Annotated in this window: 17 protein-coding genes and 1 pseudogene; 6 read left to right on the top strand and 12 right to left on the bottom strand. The window is 65.9% G+C overall.

All coding sequences use genetic code 11. From position 1 onward, the window contains the following. Nucleotides 1–8 precede the first annotated feature (8 nt). From hsdR to ABB30_RS06710, 9 genes are all read right to left on the bottom strand, one after another. Nucleotides 9–2,342, bottom strand: a complete 2,334-nt coding sequence (gene hsdR, locus ABB30_RS06670) for an EcoAI/FtnUII family type I restriction enzme subunit R (protein ID WP_057637536.1) — start codon at nt 2,340–2,342, stop codon at nt 9–11. Nucleotides 2,343–2,525: 183 nt separating this feature from the next. Beyond that, the gene (locus ABB30_RS06675) at nt 2,526–3,527 is read right to left on the bottom strand and encodes an Abi family protein (RefSeq protein WP_211263466.1); all 1,002 of its coding nucleotides are present in this window, start codon (nt 3,525–3,527) and stop codon (nt 2,526–2,528) included. A gap of 13 nt (nt 3,528–3,540) precedes the next feature. Beyond that, nucleotides 3,541–4,692, bottom strand: coding sequence for a restriction endonuclease subunit S (locus ABB30_RS06680; RefSeq protein ID WP_057637537.1), 1,152 nt, complete (start codon nt 4,690–4,692; stop codon nt 3,541–3,543). Further along, on the bottom strand, nt 4,692–6,140 hold the full coding sequence (locus ABB30_RS06685; protein ID WP_057637538.1) for a class I SAM-dependent DNA methyltransferase: 1,449 nt from the start codon (nt 6,138–6,140) through the stop codon (nt 4,692–4,694). The genes ABB30_RS06680 and ABB30_RS06685 overlap by 1 nt, the downstream gene beginning before the upstream one ends. 209 nt (nt 6,141–6,349) lie before the next feature. After that, nucleotides 6,350–8,182, bottom strand: a complete 1,833-nt coding sequence (gene recD, locus ABB30_RS06690; protein WP_057637539.1) for an exodeoxyribonuclease V subunit alpha — start codon at nt 8,180–8,182, stop codon at nt 6,350–6,352. Next, the gene (locus ABB30_RS06695) at nt 8,179–11,892 is read right to left on the bottom strand and encodes a UvrD-helicase domain-containing protein (protein WP_057637540.1); all 3,714 of its coding nucleotides are present in this window, start codon (nt 11,890–11,892) and stop codon (nt 8,179–8,181) included. Before ABB30_RS06695 ends, recD begins: the two co-directional genes overlap by 4 nt. Beyond that, nucleotides 11,892–15,242 (bottom strand): exodeoxyribonuclease V subunit gamma, encoded by a 3,351-nt coding sequence (gene recC, locus ABB30_RS06700; protein WP_057637541.1) that lies wholly within the window; start codon nt 15,240–15,242, stop codon nt 11,892–11,894. The genes ABB30_RS06695 and recC overlap by 1 nt, the downstream gene beginning before the upstream one ends. A gap of 80 nt (nt 15,243–15,322) precedes the next feature. Beyond that, on the bottom strand, nt 15,323–15,652 hold the full coding sequence (locus ABB30_RS06705; RefSeq protein WP_057637542.1) for a hypothetical protein: 330 nt from the start codon (nt 15,650–15,652) through the stop codon (nt 15,323–15,325). 2 nt (nt 15,653–15,654) lie between these two features. Beyond that, complete coding sequence (locus ABB30_RS06710; RefSeq protein WP_057637543.1) at nt 15,655–15,876, bottom strand: hypothetical protein; 222 nt, start codon at nt 15,874–15,876, stop codon at nt 15,655–15,657. A 174-nt stretch (nt 15,877–16,050) separates the two neighbouring features. Here ABB30_RS06710 and ABB30_RS06715 point away from each other — a divergent pair, with 174 nt between their 5' ends. The 6 genes from ABB30_RS06715 (at nt 16,051) to ABB30_RS06740 (ending at nt 20,027) form a co-directional block, all read left to right on the top strand. Next, nucleotides 16,051–16,839, top strand: coding sequence for an ABC transporter ATP-binding protein (locus ABB30_RS06715; protein ID WP_057637544.1), 789 nt, complete (start codon nt 16,051–16,053; stop codon nt 16,837–16,839). Beyond that, nucleotides 16,839–17,588, top strand: coding sequence for an MlaE family lipid ABC transporter permease subunit (locus ABB30_RS06720; RefSeq protein WP_057637545.1), 750 nt, complete (start codon nt 16,839–16,841; stop codon nt 17,586–17,588). The genes ABB30_RS06715 and ABB30_RS06720 overlap by 1 nt, the downstream gene beginning before the upstream one ends. 107 nt (nt 17,589–17,695) lie before the next feature. Then, nucleotides 17,696–18,217, top strand: coding sequence for an outer membrane lipid asymmetry maintenance protein MlaD (gene mlaD, locus ABB30_RS06725; protein WP_057637546.1), 522 nt, complete (start codon nt 17,696–17,698; stop codon nt 18,215–18,217). Nucleotides 18,218–18,231: 14 nt separating this feature from the next. After that, a complete protein-coding gene (locus ABB30_RS06730) occupies nt 18,232–18,882 on the top strand; it encodes an MlaC/ttg2D family ABC transporter substrate-binding protein (protein ID WP_057637547.1) in 651 nt (216 codons plus the stop codon). Next, complete coding sequence (locus ABB30_RS06735; protein WP_057637548.1) at nt 18,872–19,162, top strand: STAS domain-containing protein; 291 nt, start codon at nt 18,872–18,874, stop codon at nt 19,160–19,162. Before ABB30_RS06730 ends, ABB30_RS06735 begins: the two co-directional genes overlap by 11 nt. 1 nt (nt 19,163) lies before the next feature. Continuing rightward, nucleotides 19,164–20,027 carry an MlaA family lipoprotein gene (locus ABB30_RS06740; RefSeq protein ID WP_057637549.1) on the top strand — a complete coding sequence of 288 codons (864 nt, stop codon included), beginning with the start codon at nt 19,164–19,166 and terminating at the stop codon, nt 20,025–20,027. 70 nt (nt 20,028–20,097) lie between these two features. Here the strand turns inward: ABB30_RS06740 and ABB30_RS06745 are convergent, their stop codons facing one another. The 3 genes and pseudogenes from ABB30_RS06745 to ABB30_RS06750 form a co-directional block, all read right to left on the bottom strand. Then, complete coding sequence (locus tag ABB30_RS06745) at nt 20,098–24,327, bottom strand: putative Ig domain-containing protein (RefSeq protein WP_245626443.1); 4,230 nt, start codon at nt 24,325–24,327, stop codon at nt 20,098–20,100. A 9-nt stretch (nt 24,328–24,336) separates the two neighbouring features. Further along, nucleotides 24,337–24,693: pseudogene (locus ABB30_RS16965) on the bottom strand (Ig domain-containing protein); the annotation flags it as partial. A 389-nt stretch (nt 24,694–25,082) separates the two neighbouring features. Then, a complete protein-coding gene (locus ABB30_RS06750; RefSeq protein ID WP_057637551.1) occupies nt 25,083–25,628 on the bottom strand; it encodes a glutathione peroxidase in 546 nt (181 codons plus the stop codon). Between the last annotated feature and the right edge of the window lies 1 nt (nt 25,629).

Here is a 25,629-nt window from a genome sequence, read left to right on the forward strand (position 1 = left end):
AAAATCAATCAACGAAACAAATGTGCCTGGATGCCAATGAATGCATTTCGGATTTCGCCGACGGATCCGAGCAGACGCTTGGCATCATTGGCACCACCATAGCGGATGCGGAGCAGGTCACCCAGTTTGGCCGGGGCCAGTTCATCCACACCATGCCGCTCATAGGCGCTGAGCACGTAGTCAAGGAATTCGCGCATCTGCGGCTCGTGTCCGCCCAGAGCACTGCCACGGGCAGCGTCGGCCCGTTCTGCACGTGCCAAGGGAGCAAGGGCGAAACGTACGTAAGCCAGTACGTCAAAGATGTCGCTGTTGCCCGCATCAATCAGCCGCCTCATGTCATCCAGACGCTCTCTGCCGTAGCCCATATCCAGCAGCCGCTGCAAAAAAATCTCTCGTCGTCCCGGGTCACTCCATGTGGTGCGCAGCTGGTCCTCATCGATAACCAAGGTATTCAGATCGCCGAACAGCTGCTGCATGTACTCCTGTGCGGTGATCATCCGTCCATCGTTTGACCAATAGGTCGTCGCGCCAAGATAACGAATTGTGCGCTCGCGGCCATCGGCCAGCTTCACCACAATTTTGGATTCAGGCTCCTTCACTCCGCCCGGCGGGGTAATTGGCCCTACCGGATAAGGATCCGGGCCACCACCGGGGCCAACCGGCTTAGGCCTGCCTATCGGCTCCGGCGGAAGCGGTTCGCCATCCCACTCCGGGTCATTGAAGTGCTCGTGTGCCTTCACAAAGTCATAAATGGTGAAGAAGTCCTTGCCGTCAAAGGTGCGCGTGCCGCGGCCAATGATCTGCTTGAACTCGACCATCGATTTGATTGGCCTCAACAGCACAATGTTGCGCACGTTGCGTGCGTCCACGCCGGTGGAAAGCTTCTGCGAGGTGGTCAGGATGGTCGGCAGGGTCTTTTCGTTGTCCTGAAACTCGCGCAGGTGGCGCTCTCCCAATTCACCATCATCGGCGGTCACCCGTTCGCAGTAATGTGGGTCGGGGTTGTCCTTGATCTGGTTGACGAAGTTGCGCACCCGCGCGGCATGGTCCTGGGTAGCGCAGAACACCAGCGTCTTCTGGCGCTGGTCGATCTGGTCCATGAACTCCTGCACGCGGCTGATCTCACGTTCGTCAATCAACAGCTTGGTGTTGATATCTGCCTCGCTGTATTCCTTGTCCGGGTCGATCTCGCCGGCCAGCACCTCATCACCGTCGCTGAAACGGTAGGTGTCCAGCGTCGACACCATCTGTCGCACCTTGAACGGAGTGAGGAAGCCATCGCCGATGCCTTCCTTCAGCGCATACGTGTACACCGGCTCGCCGAAGTAGGCATAGGTGTCGGCATTGGTGTCGCGCTTGGGCGTGGCGGTCAAGCCCAATTGCACCGCCGGTTTGAAGTACTCCAGGATGCCGCGCCAGCTGCTTTCATCCTTGGCGCCGCCGCGGTGGCATTCGTCGATGATGATGAAATCGAAGAAGTCCGGCTCGTAGCCTTCAAAGGTGAGCTGCGGCTCTTCTGCTTCTCCCCCGTCGGTCATAAACGTCTGGAAGATGGTGAAGAACACACTGGCATTGCGTGGCAGCTTGCCCTGCTTGCGGATCTGCTCCGGGCTGATGCGGCACAGCGCATCCGGCGCAAACGCACTGAAGGCGTTGTAAGCCTGGTCGGCCAGGATGTTGCGGTCAGCCAAAAACAGGATGCGCGGGCGGCGTACCGGGTCGCGGCTCAGGTTCCAGCGCGATTCGAACAGCTTCCAGGCAATCTGGAAGGCAATGGACGTCTTGCCGGTACCGGTAGCCAGGGTCAGCAGGATACGGTCGCGCTCCTGGGCAATGGCTTCCAATACCGCAGTGATGGCGTTGTGCTGGTAATAGCGAGGCTGCCACTTGCCGCCGCCGGTCTCGAACGGCACCGCGCCAAAGCGCTCTCGCCAATCGTTGCCCTCCGGAAAGCAGCGCTGCCACAGCTCTTGCGGGCTGGGGAACGGCAGTGCCATATCGGCTTCCGTGCCCGTGTGCATATCGATGCCGTACCAGCCAATGCCATTGCTGGAATAGCCGAAACGTGCCTTCAGCAGGCTGGCATATTGCTTGGCTTGGCCAACCCCAGTGGTGTGCCCCAGGCCGGCCCGCTTGGCTTCCAGCACCGCCAATTGGCGGCCGCGGTAAGACAGAACATAGTCGGCAGACAGCGCCGCCATGCGCTGGCCCGCACCCAGAATCCGCCCAGGAGAGATGGTCAGTTCGCGCGCGATATGTGAACCGGGAACCACACCCCAGCCCGCATCACGCAACACTGGGTCAATTCGATTGGCGCGGGTATCGGCTTCGGTTTCCGTCATGAATGTGAACGCAGTCGCAGATCAACCGATAGTCGCCGGTTGCCGTAGCTTATGCAATGCAGCCAACAACTCCACCGACAGCCGTTCTGCTGCCGTCGGCTTGCATGCAGCTTGCTGGTACCTGTAGCATTGGCCCCAACACGGCCCCTGCCTCTTGGTTCTTCGGAACTTACGCGGGGGTTCTTATTGTCCGCGTTCCGGTAGCCACCAAGTTTCCCAGCCGTTCGGAACGCCCATCGCCGCAATGGATTGCTTGCGCTGGGAAGCCTGCACCGGAAAGGTCTGCAAGTGGTCAGCCAGACGGTTGCGCCACTGGCTGCCGGGGCAGATCACATCCACCATGTGCCGCACGATGGCCAGATAGACGAAGGGCTTGGCCAACAAGTCCGGCTTGCCTGCAAACGCTGCGCACCATGCCGGCGCCTGTAATGCCGGCATCTTCGGTTCGGACACCATGTTGCGGTTCCACACCCGGCTGTGGTGCGCCACCAGGTTGCGCAGGTAGCTGAGCGCACGTACCCAGCTGGCAAACGCCTTCCAGTCGCCAATGCCGTAACGGGTGGCTATTGCCTCCTGGTCAGCCACCTTCATCATCGCCAGCAGCTGCGACACCGCGCCGAAATCCCAGACTTCGATGGCCACCCAGATTGGCATGTCCGGGCCGTGCTTCTGCCGGTAATGCTTGACGAAATCCTCTTTCGAGCGGTCCACCAGTCCCTGATGCTTCTGCTGCCAGGCCGCAAACACGCTCATGCCGGAACGGCCATCGCGCCGCTCGCGGAACGACGGGTGGAAGCTGTCCTCATGCAGATGGGCGAAGGTATCGATCCTGCCCAGCCGATAGGCCACCTCCACCCGCAATGACACTTCGATGCGTTCCAGCGCATCGGCCAGCAGCACGCGCAGCTTGCGGTCGAACAGGTACAGATCGACCGCATCGGAAAATGCGGTGCCTGGCATGAACTCATCCGTGCGCACCGAGCGCAGTGCCTTGGTGGTTGCATCCTGTTCCATGCGAAACACCCGGAACGGATACCAGTAGGCGCTGAGTCGGTAGTAGCCGGCTCGCTGCAACCATGCCGCGGCCCACGCATCATCGGACACGCTCATGCCACGTGCGGTCAGCAGCTCCAACTGCTCCTCAAATGCCTTCCACGGCCGTCCATAGCTGTTGGTTTCATTCATTGCTCGGTGTTGCTCAGGTCAACTGGCCGGAAAAGGCTTTTTGCAGCAGGGATTGCTTGAGGTCATCAAGGTCTGCGAGGTTACGGGTGTAGAGCATTTTGAGATGTCGATTCTTCTCAAGTAGGGTATCCAGCATCGTTACGATACGTTGTTGCTGCGCTACGTTCGGCACCGAAACTTTCAGTCCATTTATCATTCCAAGCTTCAGAAACTTTGTTCCTACCCCAACAGAGTTTTCCTTGAAATGCTTCAATTTCTTTATCATCTGAAAATACAGATACCGATAAAGGAGTCGATTTGTGTCATTGATGGCAATCACGTAGGTACGTTGATAGGCGTTAAATTTCCCCCGATAGTGCTTCACATTGAAGTCACCAACGGCATTATTACCGGCAAGAAGAATTGCCTCACAGTCGAAAGCAAATCTATCGATTGCGTACACATCCTTTGCACATGTAAAAAATGGATATTCGCCACCCTCAACGGCTGCATTCGCGTCAAGCTTGCCAGTTCGAATGGTTACAAGGTCACCCAGCAGACTCTGTTCACCATCGACATTGGCCAAGACACTGTCGAAGATCTCATCTACTGCGCACCGATTTTGTTCAATAAGGATGTGGGTGCGGTCGAGAGCGGCGAAGGCTTGGTCGAGGATCGCGACGATCCGCTTTTGTTCGTCCAGCGGCGGCATCGGGATCGAGATATCTCCGATGACTGATAACGTAAGCGAAGGATATTTGTTGTCTTGAATCAATTCCTGCGCTTTTATCGTGGATAAACAATAAAGGAGATAGCGCGGATCAGCAATGTTCTGCCGAGCCGTTATCGTGGCAAGGTGACTTGAAACATAACCTTCACCGGCCATCATCACTCGATGATTGAGGAAGGTGGAAGCGCCGCTCTTTGGCATCAATATGGTTCCGGCCGGTACAAGCCGGAGTCCGGAGATGCCTTCATTATTCAGCAGATCACGCGCGCCATCTATTGCGCCAAACCTGACTTGGCCGACATCCGACGTACGGATAAACGGATATGTTCCGCCCTCGAAGAGATATTTTTTTTGCGGCGCGGAGTTCCCTGCACCAATCTCCGCAACCTCCTTGAGCGGGACATATCTCCAGTTCGCTTTGTCATGGGTGAGTGCATCACCAGCGATCTCTGCCATCACAACAACCCCCTCACTTCTTCCAGCAGCGCCGCCGTCTCCGCATCCCGCGCCAGCATGTCGGCGATGATCTGCTCGGGACTGCGCAGGGCTTCTGCTTCGGGTGTATTGGGATTCTTGACCGACAAATCCCAGGTCGCCGGATCGATGTTCTCCACGTCCAGCGTCCAGCTGTTGGCGCTGTCGGCCTTGTCCGCCTGCAGGGCGATGAACTCGGCCAGGTCGGCATCATTGAGTGGATTGGTCTTGCCCAAGCTGCGGCCGGGGTCGAGCTGGTAGTACCAGACTTTGCGGGTGGGCGCGCCCTTGTCGAAGAACAGCACCACGGTCTTCACCCCGGCGCCCTGGAAGGTGCCGGATGGGCAATCAAGCACGGTGTGCAGGTTGCAGCTGCTCAGCAACTCCTTGCGCAGTTCGATGCTGGCGTTGTCGGTGTTGGACAAGAAGGTGTTCTTGATGACCACCGCGCCGCGGCCGCCGGCCTTGAGCTTGCGGATGAAGTGCTGCAGGAACAGGTAGGCAGTTTCGCCGGATTTGATCGGGAAGTTCTGCTGCACTTCCTTGCGCTCGCCGCCGCCGAACGGCGGGTTGGCCAGCACGATGTCGTGGCGGTCGGCCTGCTGGATATCCATCAGGTTCTCGGCCAGGGTGTTGGTGTGGCGGATGTTGGGCGCATCCACACCGTGCAGGATCAGGTTCATCACACCCAGCACATAGGCCAGCGACTTTTTCTCCTGGCCGTAGAAGGTGCAGGTCTGCAGGGTGTCCCACTGGGTGGCGGAAAGATCATCGCGGCGCAGGTAGTCGAAGGCTTCGCAAAGGAAGCCGGCCGAGCCGCAGGCGCCGTCATAAATGGTTTCGCCGATCACCGGCTTGACCACCTGGATCATGGCGCGGATCAAGGGTCGCGGGGTGTAGTACTCACCACCGTTGCGCCCGGCATTGCCCATGCGCTTGATGCGGGTTTCGTACAGGTCCGACAGCTCGTGCTTGGCCTGGCTGCTGCCGAAGTTGAGGGTGTCGACGATCTCCAGCACGTCGCGCAGGGTGTAACCGGAGCGGAAGCGGTTGGCGATCTCGGCGAAAATCTCGCCGATCTTGTATTCCAGCGAATCGGCACTGTCGCTGCTGTCGCGGAACGATTTGAGGTAAGGGAACAGCTCGCCGTTGACGAAATCGATCAGGTCCTTGCCGGTGAGGGCGTTGGGATCGAACTGGCCGTCCGCAGTTTTCGGTGCCGCCCAGTTGCCCCAGCGGTACGGCGGATCGAGCAGCGGCGTGTAGTCATCACCCTGGAGCTCGGCTTCATCGGCCCACTCGTGCTCCATGTCGTCCAGGTACTTGAGAAACAGCAGCCACGAGGTCTGCTCGGCGTAGTCCAGCTCGGAGGCCAGACCTTCGTCGTTGCGCATGGCACGGTCGATGTTGTTGAAGGCGTTTTCAAACATTCCATTCATTCCTTCGTGAATGGGCCCAGCCTGGCTGGACACCGTTCAATGGCGCTTGCCGGCAACCCGGCGAGCCTGATTTCATTAGGAGAATTGGCCAGAACACAGGCCATGTCTCGAGCCGGGTCATCTTAAGCGCCACCGTTGGTTCGAACCATGACCGCGGCTGGGGTATTCGGGCATTCTCCGGCGCGCTCTGATGTACGCATTCAACGGCAACTGCCAAGCCGCGGCGCCAGCCCACTCCAGCGCTGGGCATGGCGGGCCAGGGCCAGGGTCAGCACGTCGGCACTGCCGGCCAGGTGCAGGGCATCCTTGGCCCGGGTGATGCCGGTGTAGACCAACTCACGGCTGAGCACGCGGTTGTCGCGCATCGGCAGCTGCAGCCAGACTTCGCCGTACTCCGAGCCCTGGGCCTTGTGCACGGTCATGGCGAAGGCGCTGTCATGGGCCGGCAAGGCCGCAGGGTGGAAGGCGCGTGGCGCGCCGGCACTGTCGCCGGCAAACCAGGCCAGCAGCTTGCCCCGCCCATCGGCAAAGCAGACCCCGACATCACCATTGAACAGCCGGTGGCGGTAGCTGTTTTCGGTGATCAGCAGCAAGCGTCCGGCAAACCACGGCGAGCGCTCGCCGCCTTCGCGCAGCAATGCCTCGATACGCGTGTTGAGGGTGGCCGCCCCCTGCGGGCCTTCGCGCACGGCAGTGAGCAGGCGCAGGTCATTGGCCCTGGCCAGGGCGGCGGCCGGATCGGCGGCACTGCGTACCGCACGGGCGTGGGCCAACAGACGCGTGCGGCCGCTGGCCAGGGCATCGCCCTGGTCCTCGTACCAGTGCACCCCGTCCAGCCCGCCCTCACGCAGCAGCTGCACGGTGCTGGCGGCATCACCCTGGCGACAGGCCTGGGCAAGCGGGGCCAGATGCAGGTGCTCGCTCTGACGCCAGCCACGCTGTAGATGGACACGCCGCGCCGGCGATGGCGAGGCCTGTCCGCTGATCTGGCCGGCATCCAGCGGCCCCAGCAGCCCGGCCAGCGCGCGGGCATCGTCGGCCGCCAGCTGCAGGCCCGAGCCACTGGCCCGCAACAAGGCGGCCAGCACGTCGCCGGTATCCACCGAGGGCAGCTGGTCCGGGTCACCAAGCAGGATCAGCCGGGTGCCATCGGCAATGGCCTGGACCAGGCGGGTCATCAGCGGCAGGCCGACCATCGAGGCTTCATCGATGACCAGTACATCCAGCGGCAACGGGTTGTCGGCGTTGTGGCGGAACTCCAGCGAATCGGGAATCACCCCGAGCAGGCGGTGCACGGTGGAGCCACTGCCCTGCAGCACCTGCAGCAGATCGCCGGCAATGCCCTGCGCCTGCAGCCGGGCCGAGGCCACACGCAGGCTTTCGGCCATGCGCTCGGCGGCGCGTCCGGTCGGCGCGGCCAGGCCGATACGCAGGGCCGGCTGCCCGGCGGCGTTGGCCTGGGCGGCCAGCAACACCAGCAGGCGGGCGATGGTGGTGGTCTTGCCGGTACCCGGGCCACCGGTCACCAGCAGCACGGCATGCCGCAGCGCCATCGCCGCCGCGCGCGCCTGTTGATCGTTGCGCGCATCGGCAAACAGCTGGGCGAACAGCGGTGCCAGGGCCGGAGCCGAGAATTCCGGCACGCGCACCGCGGCCAGCCGCTGCAGGTCCAGGGCCAGCTGGCGTTCGAACTCGCGATAACGGCGCAGGTAGAGCATCTGCCCCTCCAGCACCAGCACCGCCTCGGCGGCACTGGGCTCGAGCAGGGTCTGCGGCGTGGCCACCCAGGGCGAGGCCTGCAGCGCCTGCTGCCAGGTATCGATGGCCGGCCAGGGCAAGGCCGCTTCCAGCAACTGGCTGGCCGCGGGTAGATGCAGCGCGGCATGGCCCTGGGCCACCGCATGCGCGGCCAGAGCGGCGCCGGCCAGCACCAGTGGATCGGTATCCGGCCGCAGCCGGGCCAGGCTGTGGGCCAGGGCGGTATCCACCGTGCGCAGCCCTTGTTCGGCATTCAATGCCTGCCACAGGTTCATGCCATTGCTCCGATCAGGCGTGCATGGGCCTGCTCACCACCGGCAAACAACACATCCAGCCCATGCACCAGGGCCGGATCGAAACGCCGCGCATGCAGGCCCGGTGCCTGCGCGTCGCTGGCATCCAGGCCGCGCGCGAACAGGTAGCGGATGCCACCGAAATCACGCGCGTAGTCATAGCCGCTGCCGAGGCGGAAACGCAGCCAGCGATGCAGGGCCACGGTGTAAAGCAGGGCCTGCAGGTCGTACTCACTGCTGGCCATGGCCTGCTCCAGTGCGCTGGCGTCATAGCGTGGCAGGCGGTTGGATTTGTAATCGAGCACGAACCACTGGCCATTGTGGGTATAGGTGAGGTCGATCTTGCCGGTCATCAGGCCCTCCAGCCGCTGGCGCAGGCCGAAGCCATGGCGGCTGGACACCACCCCATGGGCATGCAGCAGGGCCAGCAGCTCACCGACGCGGGTAGGCTGCAGGGCGAAATGGAACTCGATTTCGGCCCGCCGCTGGCTGGCCGGCACATCGCACAGGCGGGTGCCTTCGGGCAGGGGCGCGATCAGGGTCTGGCCAACCAGCTCGGTGAGCAGGGCCAGGCCATCGTCCAGTTCCTGCTGTGCCCGCGTCCGGGCTAGATCATCAGGCAACGCCACCGGCTGCCCGGCAGGATCGCGATCGCCCGCGCCATAGCCTTCGCGGCGCAGCTCCTTGAGCAGGGCCTGCTCGGCACCGGGCGGTGCCGGCTGGCCGCCTTGCCAATCGGCCCAGGCGGCAAAATCGCTGTTTTCCAGGGCCAGATGCAGGGCGTTGCCGAAACGGCTGCCGGAAAAGCGCCGGTCAAAGGCAATGCGCTCCACCACCGCCTCGCCGGCCAGTTCCGGGCTCTGGCTGTCGGCCGGTTCGTCCTCGGCCGCGGTGGGTGCCTGGGTGGCAGCCGCGGACAGGTCGGCACCGCGCTCGGCGTGGGCCAGCTGGGTAAAGCTGTATACCCACCAGTCCACGGCCAACGGCCGGGCAATCGCGCGCACCGGGGCAATGGCCTGCTGGCTGTCCACCGGCAGCACCGGCACCGGCGGGCGTTGTGCCTGCGCCTGCAGCACGGCAATGGCCGGATGCTCGGCCAGGCCATCGAGCATTGCCTGCAAGGTGGTGCCACTGGCTCCGGCCAGATCGCCGTGCAGCAGCCACAACTGGTGCACCGCGCGGGTCAGGCCGACATACAGCAGGCGGGCGCTTTCGGCATGGTCCTCGGCCTTGCGCAGGCTCAACGCACCCTTCCAGGCCGGGTCTTCCTTGTCCAGTTTCCAATGCCGCTGGCGTTGCTTGTCCACCTGCACCACGGTGTGGCGGTCACGGCTGTTGCCGCTGCCACCGATACCCACAAAAGGCAGGTAGACCAGCGGGTATTCCAGGCCCTTGCTCTTGTGCAGGGTAATGATCTGCACCCGGCGGGCATCCGATTCCAGGCGCAGCAGCTGCGCTTCGTCGTTGCTGTCGGCCATGGCCATGGCCTGCTCCAGCCAATCCAGCAGGCCGGGCAGGCCGAGCACCTTGCGCGAGGCTTCCTGCAGCAATTCGGCCAGCTGCAGGTAGTTGGTCATGCGCCGCTCGCCATCGCTGATGGCCAGCAGGCGCGGCGCCTGTTCGGCGCACAGGTCGGCCACCAGTGCATACGGGCCGCCACGCTGCAGGCGCTCACGCCACAGCTGCAGGCGGTTCTGGTGCCCGCGCTTGTCATCGCCCTCGTTGTCCAGGCCGGCAATCACCGCCGCATCGATGCCCAGCAGCACCGTGGACAGCACCGCACGCAGGCGGCCTTCATCGGCCGGTTGCAGCAGGGCCAGCAGCAGCAGGCGCAGCTCGGCCGCCTGCTCACTGGCAAACAGGCTCTGCTTGCCCGCCGCCACTGCCGCCACCCCGCGCTGGTGCAGGGCCTGCTGGATCATCGTGGCCTCGCGGTGGCTGCGCACCAGCACCGCGATGTCACCGGCCTGTACCGGCCGGCCCTTGATCAACGCGCTGCCCTGCCGCCCCTGCCAGAGCACCGTGGCAATGGCATCGGCGCACAGCGCGGTGGCCAGCTGGCGCGACTGCTCGGCCTTGAGCGGCTTGTCGCTGTCGCTGGCCACCTGCTGCAGCACCAGGCCGGGGGCCGGCTGCCCATCCACACTGAAATCGGCATCGGCATCGACGCGCCCGGCATGCACCGGGTCAAACACAATGCCCTCCTGGCTGAAGCCCCTGGCCCCGGCCTGGGCGTACAGCGCATCGATGGCAGCCAACACGCAGGGGCGCGAGCGGTAGTTGTGGTCCAGCATCAGGGCCACATTGGCCTGTTGCCGGGCATCCAGGTAGGTGTGCACATCACCGCCACGGAACCCGTAGATGGCCTGCTTCGGATCACCGATCAAAAACAGGGCCGGGGTCTTGCCGGCGGCGGCCACCTCGGCACTGTCGCCGAACACACGGCGGAAGATCGCCCATTGGCGCGGGTCGGTATCCTGGAATTCGTCGACCAGGGCAATGGCGTACTGCTGGCGCAGCTGCGCCACCAGCACCGGGCCACGCGGGCCTTCCAGCGCGCGCGCCACCCCTTCGATCAAATCGTCATAGGTCTGCAGGCGGCGTTGTGACTTCAAATGCGCCACCCGTTCGCGGGCCTGCCCACGCAGGCTGTGCAGCAGGGCAATGGCCTGCCCGCGCAGCACCGCCGTCACGCTCTGGCTGGCCTGCATCCACTGCACCAGCGGCCCCTGCAGGGGCGAGGCCGGGGTCTTGCCGGCACCGGCCTTGGAGGTGCGCGCGGCCAGGGTTTCCGGCAACAGGTTGGCCGCCTTGTCGTGCAGCGGGCCTTGCCCGTCCCACTGGCGGAACTGCTCGAACAGGGCGTTGATCCAGGCGGCCTTGTAGCTGTTGCCGTTGAGCCACTTGTTTTCCGTGGCCGCCAGCAGGGCCTGCTGGAAATCGCCGGCATGTTCGGCAATGGCCTGCTGCAGGGCCGGCACGGCGGCAGCCAGCGTCTGCATCGCCTGCGTCAGTGACAGCGCATCGGGGCCGGCTGCGATCGGCTGCGGGAACAATGGCTCCTCACCAAGCAGGGCCGGCAGGTCCTTGGCCAGCTCCTCATGGTTGCTCCACAGGGTGGTCAGCACCGCGACCTGCTCGGCGTCCTGGGCCAGCACCCGCCACAGGTCGGCCGCCACTTCGGCATGCAACGGGCGCAGGTTGGTGACCAGCTCCGGGCCATCCAGGCGGTGGCCGCTGTCCAGCGCGTATTCGCTCAGCACCCGGGCACAGAAGCCATGGATGGTGAACACCGCGGCCAGGTCGGTTTCCTCGGCGGCCAGGCGCAGGCGGCGTTCCAGTGCCGCCGGGGTTTCCCCGCTGCGCTGCATGTGCGCGGCCAGGATCTGCCGGGTCAGGGCGATCTCGGGCGATTCGGCATGTTCATCGCACTGCATCACCTGCCCGGCCGCCAGGGCCAGGCGGGCACGGATGCGCTTGCGCAGCTCCTGGGTCGCCGCATCGGTGAAGGTCACCGCCAGCACCTGGCCGATGCGCAGGTGCTGTTCCACCACCAGGCGGGTGAACAGGGTGGCCAGGGTGTAGGTCTTGCCGGTGCCGGCACTGGCCTCGATCAGCTGCACCCCGCCCAGTGGCACGGCCAGCGGATCACGGTTGACCGGCGCCTGACCGTCCTTGTCGATGGCCTGCATCAGGCGTCCTCCCCGTCTGCATCATGCTGTGGTTGGCGGTAAGCCCGGCCACTGGTGAGCAGCGACATCACCGCCAGGCTGGTCTGTTCGAAACGCTGCCACGACGCCTCCCCGGCCAGTGGATCACGCCCGCGGTACACCAGCTGGTGGCTGTCCTCACTGGCTTCGGCATAACTGTAGTCACTGCCATACCAACTGCTGGCCGCCGCTTCCAGGCGCGCGTCGGCCGCTGCCTGATGGATGGCCAGGGCGGTGCGGGGCGCATAGGCCAGCGGTTGCTGCAGGCCCTGCAGGTACAGCCCGACCAGCTCGGCCAGGGCCGCTCTGGCGGCCTGCTCGCCCAGTGCCGGCTGCAGGTGCGGGCCGAGGTTGTCCTCCTCGCCCTGGTAGAGCTGCCACAGCTCCCGCCCCTGCCCGGAGGCGGCCAGCAGCAGCCAGTCCAGGCCGTTGCGCACCACGGTGCTGGCATTGCGCTTGCCGATGCGCAGGCGCGGCACGCGCTGCTCCAGCACGTCGGCCACGCGGCCATGGATCTGGATGCCGTCGATCTCCACGCTGCAGGCCAGGCTGTGCAGGGCAGACGTATCCACCCCGTCGCGCCAGAGCTGGGCGTAGGGCTGCACATCGGCCAGCAACCGCTGCAGCTGGCCACGGCCGAAGGCACCGGACGGCACCTTGCCACGCGCCAGCAGGCGCTCGTAGAGCTGCTCGCTGTCATCGGCCAGCGCTGCCTGCAGCAGCCATTGCTGCAACTGGTGACGCTCCAGGCCGGGCCTGGCCAGGTCCAGCGGCTCGATATCCTCCAGCGCCTGCGCCGGCTCGGGCAGACGGATACCCAGGCGTGCCGACAACCAGGTCGTTGCCGGCTGGGTAAAGAAGCGACGCAGCTCGGGCAGGCTGATCGCCAACGGCCGCACCAGCGGTGCCAGCGGGCGGTCGATCCAGGCCGGCAGCGCTTGCCGGGCCTGGCCCAGCTGCAGGGCCGCCGCGTGCCACTGGTTGCGGTAACTGAAACGGCGTGGCTCGGCATCCTCGCCAAATGCCGCCGGGGCGAACGGCTGCAGCGTATGCCGCACCACCAGCCCACGCGCGGCCTCTTCCGGCTGCGCATGCCAGGCTGCCGCCGCCTCGATCAATTCGTCCACCAGCACCGATGGCTCACGCACACTGCCATCGCGTGCATCACTGCCGATCCAGCTCAGGTAGAACACATCCTGGGCCGAGGCCATCAGCTGCAGGAACAGGAAGCGGTCATCCTCGCGCACCGAACGGTCGCCATGCCGGCGCTGGCCGTTGTGCAGGTCGGCCACCAGCTTGCTCAGCCCGGCCGCCGGATCACGCCGCGGGAAGTCGCCATCGTTCAAACCGAGCACGCAGATCACCCGGAACGGCAGCAGGCGCAGCGGCACCATACGGCCGAAGCTGATACCGCCGGTGAGCAGCGGCGCACGCGTATCGGCCTGGGACAACTGGTTGCTGAAATGGGCCCGCACCACGTCGGCCGGCAGGGTGTCGGCATAGCCGGCCTTGTCGGCCTGTTCCTCGAACTGGGCGATCAACTTGCGCAGACGGTCCAGCGCTCGCTGGCCGGCCGGCGTGGCGGGGGTGGACGGCAGCACCGCGCCGAGCAGTTCACGCAGGCGCGCACTCCACTGCGCCGGGGTCAGCGCGTGGTCCAGCTCACGCTGGTAACGCGCCAGCACGCCGAGCAGACGCATCACCGCGTCCAGCACGTCCAGCGCGCCGCCTTCCAGCAGCGGCAAGGCGGCCACCCCGGCCACATCGCTGTCCTGGCCGTTGGCATGGCCCAGCAACAGGCGGTCCAGGGCGAACTGCCAGGTGTAGCTGGCGTCCTGCGGTGCCTGGTGTGCCTGGCGATGGCCGGCATCCAGGCCCCAGCGCGCACCGGCCTGGTCCAGCCACAGGCGCACCCGTTCCAGGTCATCGGCATCCAGCCCGCTGGATTCGGCCAGCGGCGCACTGGCCAGCAGGTCGAGCACCTCGCCCAGGCCAAAGCGGCTCACCGGCAAGGCCAGCAGGCGGATGAACACCTCGGCCAGCGGTTCACCGGCCAGCGGGCTGGTGTCGGCCAGGGCCCAGGGCAGGGACCCGGCATCATTGCCACGGCCTCCGAACACCGCTTCCAGGTACGGCACGTAGGGGTCGATGTCCGGGGACAGCACGGCGATGTCGCGCGGCTGCAGCGGCGGGTCAAAGCGCGGGTCCTCCAGCAGGCCGCGCAGCTGGTCATGCAGTACCTGCAGCTCACGCAGGCGGGTATGGCAGGCATGCAGCTGCAGCGAAGGATCTTCCCGGCGCAGCTGTGGCAGCCGCTGCTCGGCAGCCTGCGGCGGCGGGCGACGGTGGAACAGGTCGGCCTGCAGGTGGCGCAGCAGGCTGTCCCCCAGCCCGGCGGCCGCCAACGGGGCTTGATCGTTGTCCAGCGGATCGACATAGACCTCGATCTCGGCACTGGGATGGACCACCTCGTAATTGCCCAGCAGGGCCATGAAATCGCGCCCGGCCGCGCCCCAGGCCGCCAGCAGCGGGTTCTCGCCCTCCAGACCGGTCAGCACATCGTCCAGGCCCTGGCCGATGCGCGCACGCACGCCCTGCAGGTCGCCCCAGTAACCCCGGGTTGGCGTGGGCAGGTAGAAATGCAGGATGCCGGCACGGGCCTGGGTGGCCAGCACGCGCAGCACGTCCGGCGAGATGCCCAGCACGGCGAAGGCGAACAGGCGCGGCGGCAAGCCCTGCGGCAACGGGTTGTGCGGGTTGGAGAAGCCATCCAGATAGTGCTGGATGCGCCGCGCGCGGTGATTGCGCCCGGCAGCGATATGCCGCCACAGCAGGGCCTGGGCATCAGTGGCCTCGGCACCGGCTTCCCACTGCAGCAGCAGGTCGCGGCGCCAGGCCTGGTATTTCTCGAACACCGCCGCCAGCTCGCCGGCCAGCGACCAGCGCTTGAGTGCATCACCACCGGCCAGGTAACCGGCCAGGGCAGCCATCGCCGGGGCCGCCATCAGCTGCGCATCGCCCAGCGCGGCATGCAGCTGCCATTGCAGCGCGGCCGCATCCAGGTCGTCCTTGTCGCCGGGCACATTGGCCGCCAGCGCGCGGCCGACAAACTCACCGGGGGTGAGGAACTCCAGGTTGGCGGCAATGCCGTACTGCTCGGCCAGGGTGGCCTGCAGCCAGCGCCGCATGGCCACCTGCGGGATCAGCACCACATCCGGCTCCAGTGGCGACTGCCCGGGCACCGCGCGCGCCAGTTCGGCGGCCAGCAGCTGGGCCAGCATGTCCAGTGCGTTGGAGTCGTAAAGACGGAAGTCGCTGTTGCTGTGAGCCATCGGCCCGGTCCCCTGATCACCACCGGGCGTTGGCCCCGGCACCATCGCATTGTCAGCCAGCCGGCACGGGCTGGCGAGTTTCAGCGGCGCAGGCGCGCGCGGGCGTGGCCCATGTCCAGCTCCAGCCAGTCACACGGGCTGCTGATCAAACCGCGCTGGCTGTCCACCACGCACAGGTCCTGGCTGTGCGCCGGGCCGGCGGCCAGGCCGATACCACGCTGCTGCCACCAGGCCAGCTGCAGCTGCAGTTGCTCCAGATGCAGGGCCCCGTCACGCAGCAGGCGGCCGTCATGCCACAGCCGCGGCTGGCGGCCATGGGCGTGCCAGAAGGCGGCAAAGCCACCCGGCCAGACCCGGCCGATGCGTGCCACCGGGATGATCAGGTTCAGGCATTCCAGGCTGATGGCCATGCTCAGTGGGCCGGGCCGTCATGCACATTGACCACCACCTCGCCCAGGCCGCGGCGGGCCGGCCCGATCACCGCACTGGCCTCGCAACCATAGGGCCCGCCCAGTTCGATCTCCAGCCGCACACACGGCGGCTCGATGCCGGCTTCGGCGTGGGCAGCGGTGTGCGGGCGGGCAAATTCCCACAGCAGCTGGCGCTGTTCATCGCTGAGTTCGATGGTGATCATCGTGACCTTGTGCCTGGGGACCGGTGCTCAGGATTGCGCAGGCCCGTCTCAGTGGATGCGACGCTCATTCCCATCCATCAGACGCTGACGATGCGACAATGCCCCCGGATCAGTACGCATTTATTCAGGCAGCAGCAGGGAAGCTGTCCCGTTTGGTGCTCACTCAAGGCAGCCATGGCATCTGAAGTCGCCCCCGTCGTGCAGTTGTCCGGCGTCCGCATCGAGCGTGGCGGGCGGGCCATCCTGCGCGATGTATCGCTCACTGTCCCGGCCGGCAGCATTACCGCCGTGCTCGGCCCGTCCGGCAGCGGCAAGTCCACCCTGCTGGCGGCACTGACCGGCGAACTGCGCCCGGTGGCCGGCAGCCTGCAGTTGTTCGGCGCCCCCATTCCGCACGGCCAACGCGCCCTGCTGGAGCTGCGCAAGCGCATGGGCGTGCTGCTCCAGGGCAATGGCCTGCTCACCGACCTGTCGGTGGCCGAGAATGTCGAGCTGCCGTTGCGCACCCATACCCGCCTGCCGGTCCCGCTGCGCCAGCAGCTGGTGCGCATGAAGCTCAATGCCGTGGGCCTGCTGGCCGCCGCCGATGCCTGGCCGCGCGAGCTGTCCGGTGGCATGGCACGCCGTGTCGCCCTGGCCCGCGCCCTGGCCCTGGACCCGCCGCTGATGATCTATGACGAACCGCTGACCGGGCTGGACCCGATCGCCAGCGGCGTGATCATGGAGCTGATTGCCCGCCTCAACCGCTCGCTGGGGCTGAGCAGCATCATCGTCAGCCACCACGTGCACGAGACCCTGCCGATCTGCGACCAGGTCATCGTCATCGCCAATGGCGGCATCGTGTTTGCCGGCAGCCCGGCGCAACTGCAGGCCAGCAGCGACCCGCTGGTACGCCAGTTCCTGGACGGCCAGCCGGACGGGCCGATCCCGTTTGATGCCGCCCCGCGCGCAAGGAGCGCCTGATGGCCTTCGCTTCCTCGATCCGCTCGCTCGGCCGCGCCGGCCTGTTCACCCTGACCGTGCTGCGCGGTTCGGTGCCCACGCGCGACTTCCTGGCCGAGCTGGTGCGCGAGATCTACAAGATCGGCGCCCGCTCGCTGCCGATCATCGCCGTCGGCGGTGCCTTCGTCGGCCTGGTGCTGACCCTGCAGGGCTACCGCACCCTGACCACCTTCGGCGCCGCCGATGCGCTGTCCACCCTGCTCGGCCTGTCGCTGTACCGCGAACTGGCCCCGGTGCTGACCGCGCTGCTGTTCATCGGCCGGGCCGGCAGCTCGATTGCCGCCGAACTGGGCCTGATGCGCGCCACCGACCAGATCAAGGCACTGGAACTGATGGCCATCGACCCGGTGGCCAAGGCCGTGGCCCCGCGCTTCTGGGCCGCGGTGCTGACCGTGCCGCTGCTGACCGGCATCTTCTGCTCGCTGGCCATCACCGGCGGCTGGTTCGAGGCGGTGCAGATCCTGGGCCAGGACAACGGCACCTTCTGGTCGGGCCTGCGCGCCAGCGTCGACTTCTGGGATGACTTCGCCGTGGCCATGCTCAAATCGGCCATCTTCGGCGGTACCGCGGCCCTGGTGGCCTCGTATGTCGGCTTCCATGCCGAGCCGACCATCGAAGGCACCTCGGTGGCCACCACCCGCGCGGTGGTCAATGCCTCGTTGTTGGTGCTGATGTTCAACTTCGTGCTGTCGGCGCTGCTGTTTCAGTAATGCAACTGCCCACCGGCCGCAGCCACTGCCGCCGGCCCGGGTCAACCGAACAATCCGCTGGCCCCTGACCGGGCAAGCACCTGCTGGATCTGGAGTGAGACAACAACATGGCTATCCGTGGACCCCGTCTTGAATTTGCCGTTGGCGCCTTCCTGCTGCTGGCGCTGGCTTCCCTGCTGGTCCTGGCCGTGGCCTCGACCAACCAACGCTTCGGCCTGGGCGGTGGCGGCTACGAGCTGACCGCGCGGTTTTCCCAGATCGGCCAGCTGCGCCCGCAGGCGCCGGTCAAGATCGGCGGCGTGGTGGTCGGCCAAGTGGCCGACATTCAGCTGGACCCGGTTAAATACGACTCGATTGTCAGCCTGAAACTGGATGGCAAGTTCGTCGACCTGCCGGCCGACACCTCGGCCAGCATCCTCACCGCCGGCCTGCTGGGCGAAAGCTACATCTCCCTGCAGCCGGGTGGCGATCCGGATGTGCTGGCCAACGGTGACGAGATCGTGTTCACCCAGTCCTCGGTGGACCTGATCCAGCTGGTCGGCAAGTACATGTTCAGCGGTGCCGGCAACAGCGCCGAAGCCAGCAGCGAGAGCAACGATTCCACCGATGCCGGCACCCCGGCGTACTGATCAGGAAAACCCCGATGAAGACCTCCGTACTCTGCGTCGCCCTTGCCACTGCCCTGCTGGCCGCCACCCCGGCGCTGCAGGCCCAGTCCCGCCCCGCTGCCAGCGCACCGGCGTCCTCGGCCGGTACCGAGGTAATGGCCTCCAGCACCCGCATCATCGACACCCTGCAGAGCCGCAAGGCCGAGTTCCGCGGCAACCGTGCGGCCCTGCGCCAGTACATCGACGGCGAACTCAACCGCAGCTTTGACCGTACCTATGCCGCCCGCCTGGTGCTGGGCGTGCATGCGCGTGGTGCCAGCGATGCCCAGGTCAAGCTGTTTGCCGATGCCATGGCCGACAACCTGATGGGCCGCTACGGCGACACCCTGCTGGAAATCGAAGGCCGTCCGCGTTTCCGCCTGAAGAGCGAAAGCGCCCTGCCGGGCAATCGCGGGGTCAAGGTCTCCACCGAACTGCTGCGCAACGGTGCCGAAGCCACCCCGGTGGAATACCTGATGCGCAATGTCGATGGCCACTGGAAGATCTTCGACGTGATGATCGAAGGCATCTCCTACGTGCAGACCTTCAAGAACCAGTTTGACGGCCCGCTGCGCCAGAAGGGCATCGAGCAGGTGGCCCGCGACCTGCGCAGCGGCAGCCTGCAGGCCGGCGGCAATGGCCGCTGAGGCCCATCTGGCCGACGGCCGCCTGGTGCTGAGCGGGGAGCTGGACCGCGCTGCGGCCAGCGCCCTGTGGCCGCAGCTGGCCGCCCACGCCGGCAGCGTGCAGCACATCGACCTGCAGGCCGTGCCGCGCCTGGATTCGGCCGGCCTGGCCATGCTGGCCAGCCTGGCTGCTCCGCAGCTGCGCCTGAGTGGCACCCCGGCCGGCCTGGACGAGCTGATCGCCGCCTACCGGTTGAGCCCGCAGCTGGGCTTCACCTTCACCCTTTCCCCTGTGGTCTGACATGAACCTTGCCCACCCGCTGCAGACGCTGCTGCTCTGCTCCGCCATCGCCCTGGCCCTGCCCGCCCATGCGCAGCAGCAGGACGCATCGGCTGCACCCACCAGCGACGCGCTTGAACAGCCCGTGGACAACAGCGCCGAGGATGACTTCGCCGCGCTGTACGGCAGCCCGGCCGACACCCAGGCCAGCAGCATGGCCAACCCAGACCCGTGGGAGCCCTACAACCGCCGCGTGCACCGCTTCAACATGGCCGTGGACCGCTCCGTGGCCCGCCCGCTGGCCACCACCTACGTCAAGGTGGTGCCGCAGTTCGCCCGCACCGGCGTACGCAACTTCTTCACCAACCTGCGCTCGCCGGTGACCATGGTCAACCAGGCCCTGCAGGGCCGTGGCAATGATGCCTGGGACACCCTGGGCCGCTTTCTGATCAACACCACCGTCGGCGTCGGCGGCCTGTTCGACCCGGCCAGCGCTGACGAAGTACCCAAGCGCAGCGAGGATTTCGGCCAGACCCTGGGCGTGTGGGGCTGGGAAAACTCGCGCTACGTCGAACTGCCGTTCTTCGGCCCGCGCACCGTGCGTGATGTGGTCGGCATGGGCGGTGACATGCCGCTGTCGCCGATCCGCCAGATCGAACTGGACAAGGCCCGCATCGGCCTGCAGGGCCTGCAGCTGGTGGATACCCGCGTGCAGTTGATGGCCGTGGATGGCCTGCGCGACAGCGCCCTGGACGAATACGCAATGACCCGCGATGCCTGGCTGCAGCGCCGCAGTTACCAGATCCAGCAGGACAAGCGCGGCGGTGATGACGAATACCCGACCGTGCCGGTGGATGCGATGCCGATGCCCGACTTCGGCAACTGACCGCAGCCAAACGATGGATCAAAAAAAACCCCGCCATTGGCGGGGTTTTTTGTTGCCAGCGTGGCCGCCCTTACAGGCGGCGCTCCAGGTTGAACTGCACACCGTTGTCACGGTTGTCGGCATCGATCAGGCCGTTGTAATCCATGCGCAGCCCCCACTGATGCCCCAGTTCCAGATCCACACCGATACCGAGCAACCAGCGGTTGCGCAACTGGCGGTCCAGGCGGGTCTGGTACCACGGCCGCAGGCTGGCATTGCTGTACTGCATGCCGGCCATGCCACTGCCCTGGAAATCATGCTGGTACTCCAGGCCCATGCGCGGGCTCCAGATACCCCAGTCCGCCTGGCGCCGCACCTGCAGGCGCAGGCCCGCATTGCCGGTGACGGCATCCATCTGCTGCTCGGCATACACCAGGTTGTACAACGGGTTGCCGGTTTCAGCGAAGCGGTCCAGGCTGCCGTGCACCAGCTCCACACCCGCATACGGGGTGAACTGCCAGTCACCGCGGGCAATATCGGCGCCCAGCGACAACGAACCGAACCACTGCTGGCCATCGCGCTGGCCATGGACGAAGCTGCCATCGGCCAGCACATGCCGGCGCCACTGGTAATCCAGCAACTGGTAGCCGGCCAGCGCATCCACGAACAAACGCTGGCCCGGGCTGTAGCTGGCGTACAGCACCATCGACAACGCCTGCCCATCACTGCGGCTGCCCAGGTTGCCGACATCACTGCGCTCACTGCCGTAACCAACGCCGGCACCGGCCACCCATGCCTTGCCGAAGCGGTAATCCGCGCCCAGGCTCAGGCCATCGGTCTGGAAGTCCGTGCCACGCCCGCGGGTGTTGCTGTCGCGGCCACTGCGCACGCTGCCACCCAGCCACAAGCCCAGTTCAGTGGCATTTTCAGCCTGTACGCCAGGCACTGCCGCCGGCTCATGGTCAAACGGCTGCCGCCGTTGCGGATCACAGCGGCCATCATTGCGGTACACGGTAATGACCGCATCGCAGGCCGGCATCCCGGCACCACTGGCCGCCAGGCTCAGGTTGTTGCTGAAACCGCCATTGCCACTGGCGCCATGCAGGCGCTGCATGCGCTGCTTGAAGTTGCCACTCTGGGCCGAGGCGAAACGGCGTGCGGCCTGGATCTGGGCACCGAGCAAGGCCCGCACTTCTGCATCACGGGTCGGGTCCGGGCGCAGTGCCACCTGCAACACATAGGCCTGCTCGGCCTGGTTGCCCAGGGCATCGGCGACACGAATGCGGAAGCTGAAATCGCCATCCTCCGCCAGGCTGCCGCTCAATTGGCCATCCGCAGACAGGCTCAACCCACCCGGCAGGCTGCCGGCAGCCACCGTGTACTGGTAAGGGGCACTGCCGCCACTCACCGTCAACTGCTGCCGGTAAGCCTGGCCATATACCGCGCCGGGCAGGCTGTCCGGCGTGATCACCAGCTCGGTCTGCACCACCTCCAGCTGATAGGTCTGTGTGGCTCGGGCCACGGTGCCGCCGGTGCTGTCGCTCACCTCCACCTGCAGGGAATACTGGCCGGCCTGTTCGGCTGTACCGGCAAGTACACCGCTTTCCGCATCCAGGCTGATCCCGCGCGGCAGCTCGCCGCTGGCCACGAACCGGTACGGGGCAATGCCGCCACTGGCACTGATGCGTTGTTCGTAGTGGCTGCCACGGGTGGCCTGTGGCAACGCCCCCGCACCCGGGCTGAGGCTGATGACCGGCACGGCCACATCCAGTACATAGGATTGGACCAGGCTGGCCGCTGTGCCGGTGGTGCTGTCGGTGACCGTCAGCTCCAGGGCGAAGCTGCCCGCCTGCGTCGGCGTACCCGACAAACTGGCGGTAGCCGGATCAAACGTCAGGCCCGCCGGCAAGCTGCCGCTCAGCACGTAGCTGTACGGCGCGATGCCGCCACTGGCCGCCAGCACCTGCGCATACAGGCTGCCGGCCGTTCCATTGGCCAGGCTGGCCGGGTTGATGGTCAACACCGGAGCGGCAATTTCCAGGGTGTAGGCCTGGGCCAGCGTCGCCGCGGTGCCGGTGGTGCTGTCGGTGACCGTGATCGTGACCGGGAAGCTGCCTGCCTGCGTCGGCGTACCCGACAAGCTGGCGGTAGCCGGATCAAATGCCAGGCCCGTCGGCAAGCTGCCGCTCAGCACGTAGCTGTACGGTGCAATGCCACCTCTGGCCTGCAGCGCCTGGCTGTAGGCCGAGCCGGCAGTTGCCGCCGGCAGGCTGCCCGGCCCAAGTGCCAGGGCCGGCGTTGCCACATTGAGGGTGTAGTTGGTCGACACCGTGGCCGGCGCGCCGCCGGTGCTGTCACTGGCACTGATCACCAGCACGAAGCTGCCCGCATCCGTCGGCGTGCCCGACAGCGTGCCGCTGGCGGGGTCAAAGCTCATGCCCGCCGGCAGGTTGCCGCTCACGCTGTACACATACGGCGCGATGCCGCCGCTGGCCTGCAGCGCCTGGCTGTAGGCCGAGCCGGCAGTTGCCGCCGGCAGGCTGCCCGGCCCAAGTGCCAGGGCCGGCGTTGCCACATTGAAGGTGTAGTTGGTCGACACCGTGGCCGGCGTGCCGCCGGTGCTGTCACTGGCACTGATGACCAGCGCAAAGCTGCCCGACTGCGTCGGCGTACCACTCAATGTGCCGCTGGCGGCATCAAATACGAGGCCGGCAGGCAACGCACCGGTCAGTGCATAGCTGTACGGCGCGATGCCGCCACTGGCGGTAAAGGCCTCGCTGTACAACGTCCCTGCCGTAGCACCCGACAAGATGCCCGGTGCCAGCGTCAAGGTCGGGGCGGTCACGCTCAGCGTGTAGTTGCTGCTGATCGTGGCCGCGGTGCCGCCGGTGCTGTCACTGGCACTGATCACCAGCGCAAAGCTGCCCGACTCGGTGGGTGTGCCCGACAGCGTGCCGGCGGAATTAAAGCTCATGCCCGACGGCAGGCCGCCGCTCACGCTGTAACTGTACGGCCCAACACCGCCGCTGGCCTGGATGGTCTGGCTGTAGGCCGTACCGGCGGTTGCGCCCGTTAGGCTGCCCGGGCTCAAGCCCAGGGTCGGCGCTGCCACATTGAGGGTGTAGTTGGCCGTCACCATGCCGGGGGGGCCGCCGGTGCTGTCACTGGCACTGACGACCAGCGCAAAGCTGCCCGACTGCATCGGTATACCGCTCAACGTGCCGCTGGCCGTATCAAATGCCAGGCCTGCCGGCAGGGCACCGCTCACGCTGTACATATAGGGTGCGATGCCACCACTGGCCTGCAGCGTCTGGCTGTAGGGCGACCCGGCGGTTGCACCTGGCAGGGGACCGGACGGCAGCGTAACCGGCTGGTCATCGTCGACGATGGTACCCGTCACCGAGCTCGGCGTGCCGACCAAGTACCCTGCGCCAGCGGACAGGGTCAGCACCACGGTTTCACTGCCTTCGTGGTTGTTGTCATCAATGGGCGTGATGCTGACCGTACCGGTGGTGGCCCCGGCCGGGATCACCAGCGGCGAGGTGACCGCCGCAAAGTCGCTACCACTGCTGGCGCTGCCACCGACGGTGAAGTTGATGGACAGCGGGGAAAGACTCGGCTGATCCAGGGTAACGGTGTAGACCAGCGGGGTGCCGCTGTCTTCGAGGACCGACCCGGGTGACACGCTGATCGAAGCGCGGGGCACATCATCGTTGAGGATGGTGCCGATGGCACTGGCGGGGGTGCCCACGGTGTAGCCGCTGCCGGCGGCGACGGTGATGATGACCGTCTCATTGGGTTCCACATCGATGTCGGCGACCGGATCGATGACCAGGGACGCAGTGGTGGCATTGGCCGGAATGGTCACCGAGGCGCGCGCGCCGGTGTAATCCGTGCCGGAGGTGGCCGTGCCGCCGGTGGTGAGGTTGACCACCGTCGGTGAGGGCAGATTGACGCTGCGGGTAACGGTGTAGACCAGGTTGGTGGCGCCGTCTTCGCTGACGCTGGCCGGTGACACCGCAATGCTCACGCTGGGCGCCGGGCTGACGGTGAGGGTGAACGGCTTCACCTCGTAATAACTGACCAGGCCGGTGCTGCCATCGGTGACACTCAGGGTGAGCGCATAGTTGCCGACAGCGGCCGTGGTCGTGCCGCTGATGACCCCAACATTGCTCAGGCTCAGGCCGCTTGGGAGGAATCCACTTGCCAGCGCATAGGTATGCGGCGCCACGCCATCGTAGGTGGTCAGCGTCTGCGAGAACGGCACACCCTGGATGGCGGTAGCGCTCGCCGGGTCCAGGCGCAGGCTGGGAGCAGCCACCGTACCACTGTAGATTCTGTCGCCGGTAGCACCGGTGTTGTCGGTAGCACGTATCGTGAAGCTGTACGTCCCTCGGTGGGTGGGGGTTCCGGACAGGATGTTGCCAGAGAGGGCCAGCCCAGCAGGCAAATCGCCCCCCCCAAGGGCAAAGGTGTACGGCTCAGTACCGCCGCTGGCATTCAGCTGCTGCGAGTAAGACTGGCCGGCTTTCAAATTTGATATTCCGGCCGGGGTTACCTCGATGGTTTGTGCGCTGGCAGTACCCGGCCAGCACATGGCCAGGCACAACAGCCACAGGCACAACCCTGCGTGGATGACGAAATGCCGGTCGCGCGCACGCCCCGAGCCGTTGCTGTACATGATCATTTCCCCTTGAAATCCCTATGCCCACTGGCGATGCAAGTGGCGTGCAAAATTTTGTTGTTACACAACAACCGTAATCGGGCAGCAAATCCCATCACCACCGCGCGCCTTGCCTGCCACCCGTGCAAAACCGGCCTGTGCTGCCCCAGCTGCCCACGTCCGCTTGCCCCCACCTTGCCCCAGCTCGCGCCAAAGCGCAGGCGCTCTAGCGTCCCGCCCCAATCCTGACAGCCACGGTGCTGCTGCCGCGTGAGCCGCGGCCGTGCCGTCGCCCCTCAATGCATCCAACGGCTCATGCCGCTGGCTTGCCGCCTCGGTACGCTGCCCCCATACACACACGCCCCGGCAATGCCGGGGCGTGTGTTTCAGTGTCCGACGCAGTGTGGGATCGATCAGCCAGCCAGGGCCGCGTCGATGGCCGCGCGCAGGGCCGGGCTGTCGGCCGGGGTGTCCGGCGAGAAGCGTCCGATGACGCTTCCGTCCTTGCCGATGAGGAACTTCTCGAAGTTCCACAGCACCGCCGGCGCATCGTTGGTGGCGATGTTGAAGCCGGCCAGCTTCTCGCGCATCGGGCCTTCGCCGGTGGCCACCGGCTGGGCGGCGGTCAGGGCCTGGTACAGCGGGTGGATGTCGGCGCCGGTCACGCTGATCTTGGAGAACATCGGGAAGCTGACATCGAAGTTGAGCGCGCAGAAGCTTTTGATTTCTTCCTCGGTGCCCGGCTCCTGGCCGTTGAAGTTGTTGGCCGGGAAACCCAGCACTTCCAGGCCGGCGTCCTTCTTTTCGCGGTAGAGCTTTTCCAGCCCTTCGTACTGCGGGGTCAGGCCGCACTTGGAGGCGGTGTTGACCAGCAGCAGCACCTTGCCACGGTAATCGGCCAGCGAGCTGGCAGCGCCATCAATGGTGGTCAGGGGAATGTCTTGGATGGACTGGCTCATA

This window comes from Stenotrophomonas ginsengisoli (genome assembly GCF_001431485.1).
In the GTDB taxonomy this organism is placed as follows: Bacteria; Pseudomonadota; Gammaproteobacteria; order Xanthomonadales; family Xanthomonadaceae; genus Stenotrophomonas; species Stenotrophomonas ginsengisoli.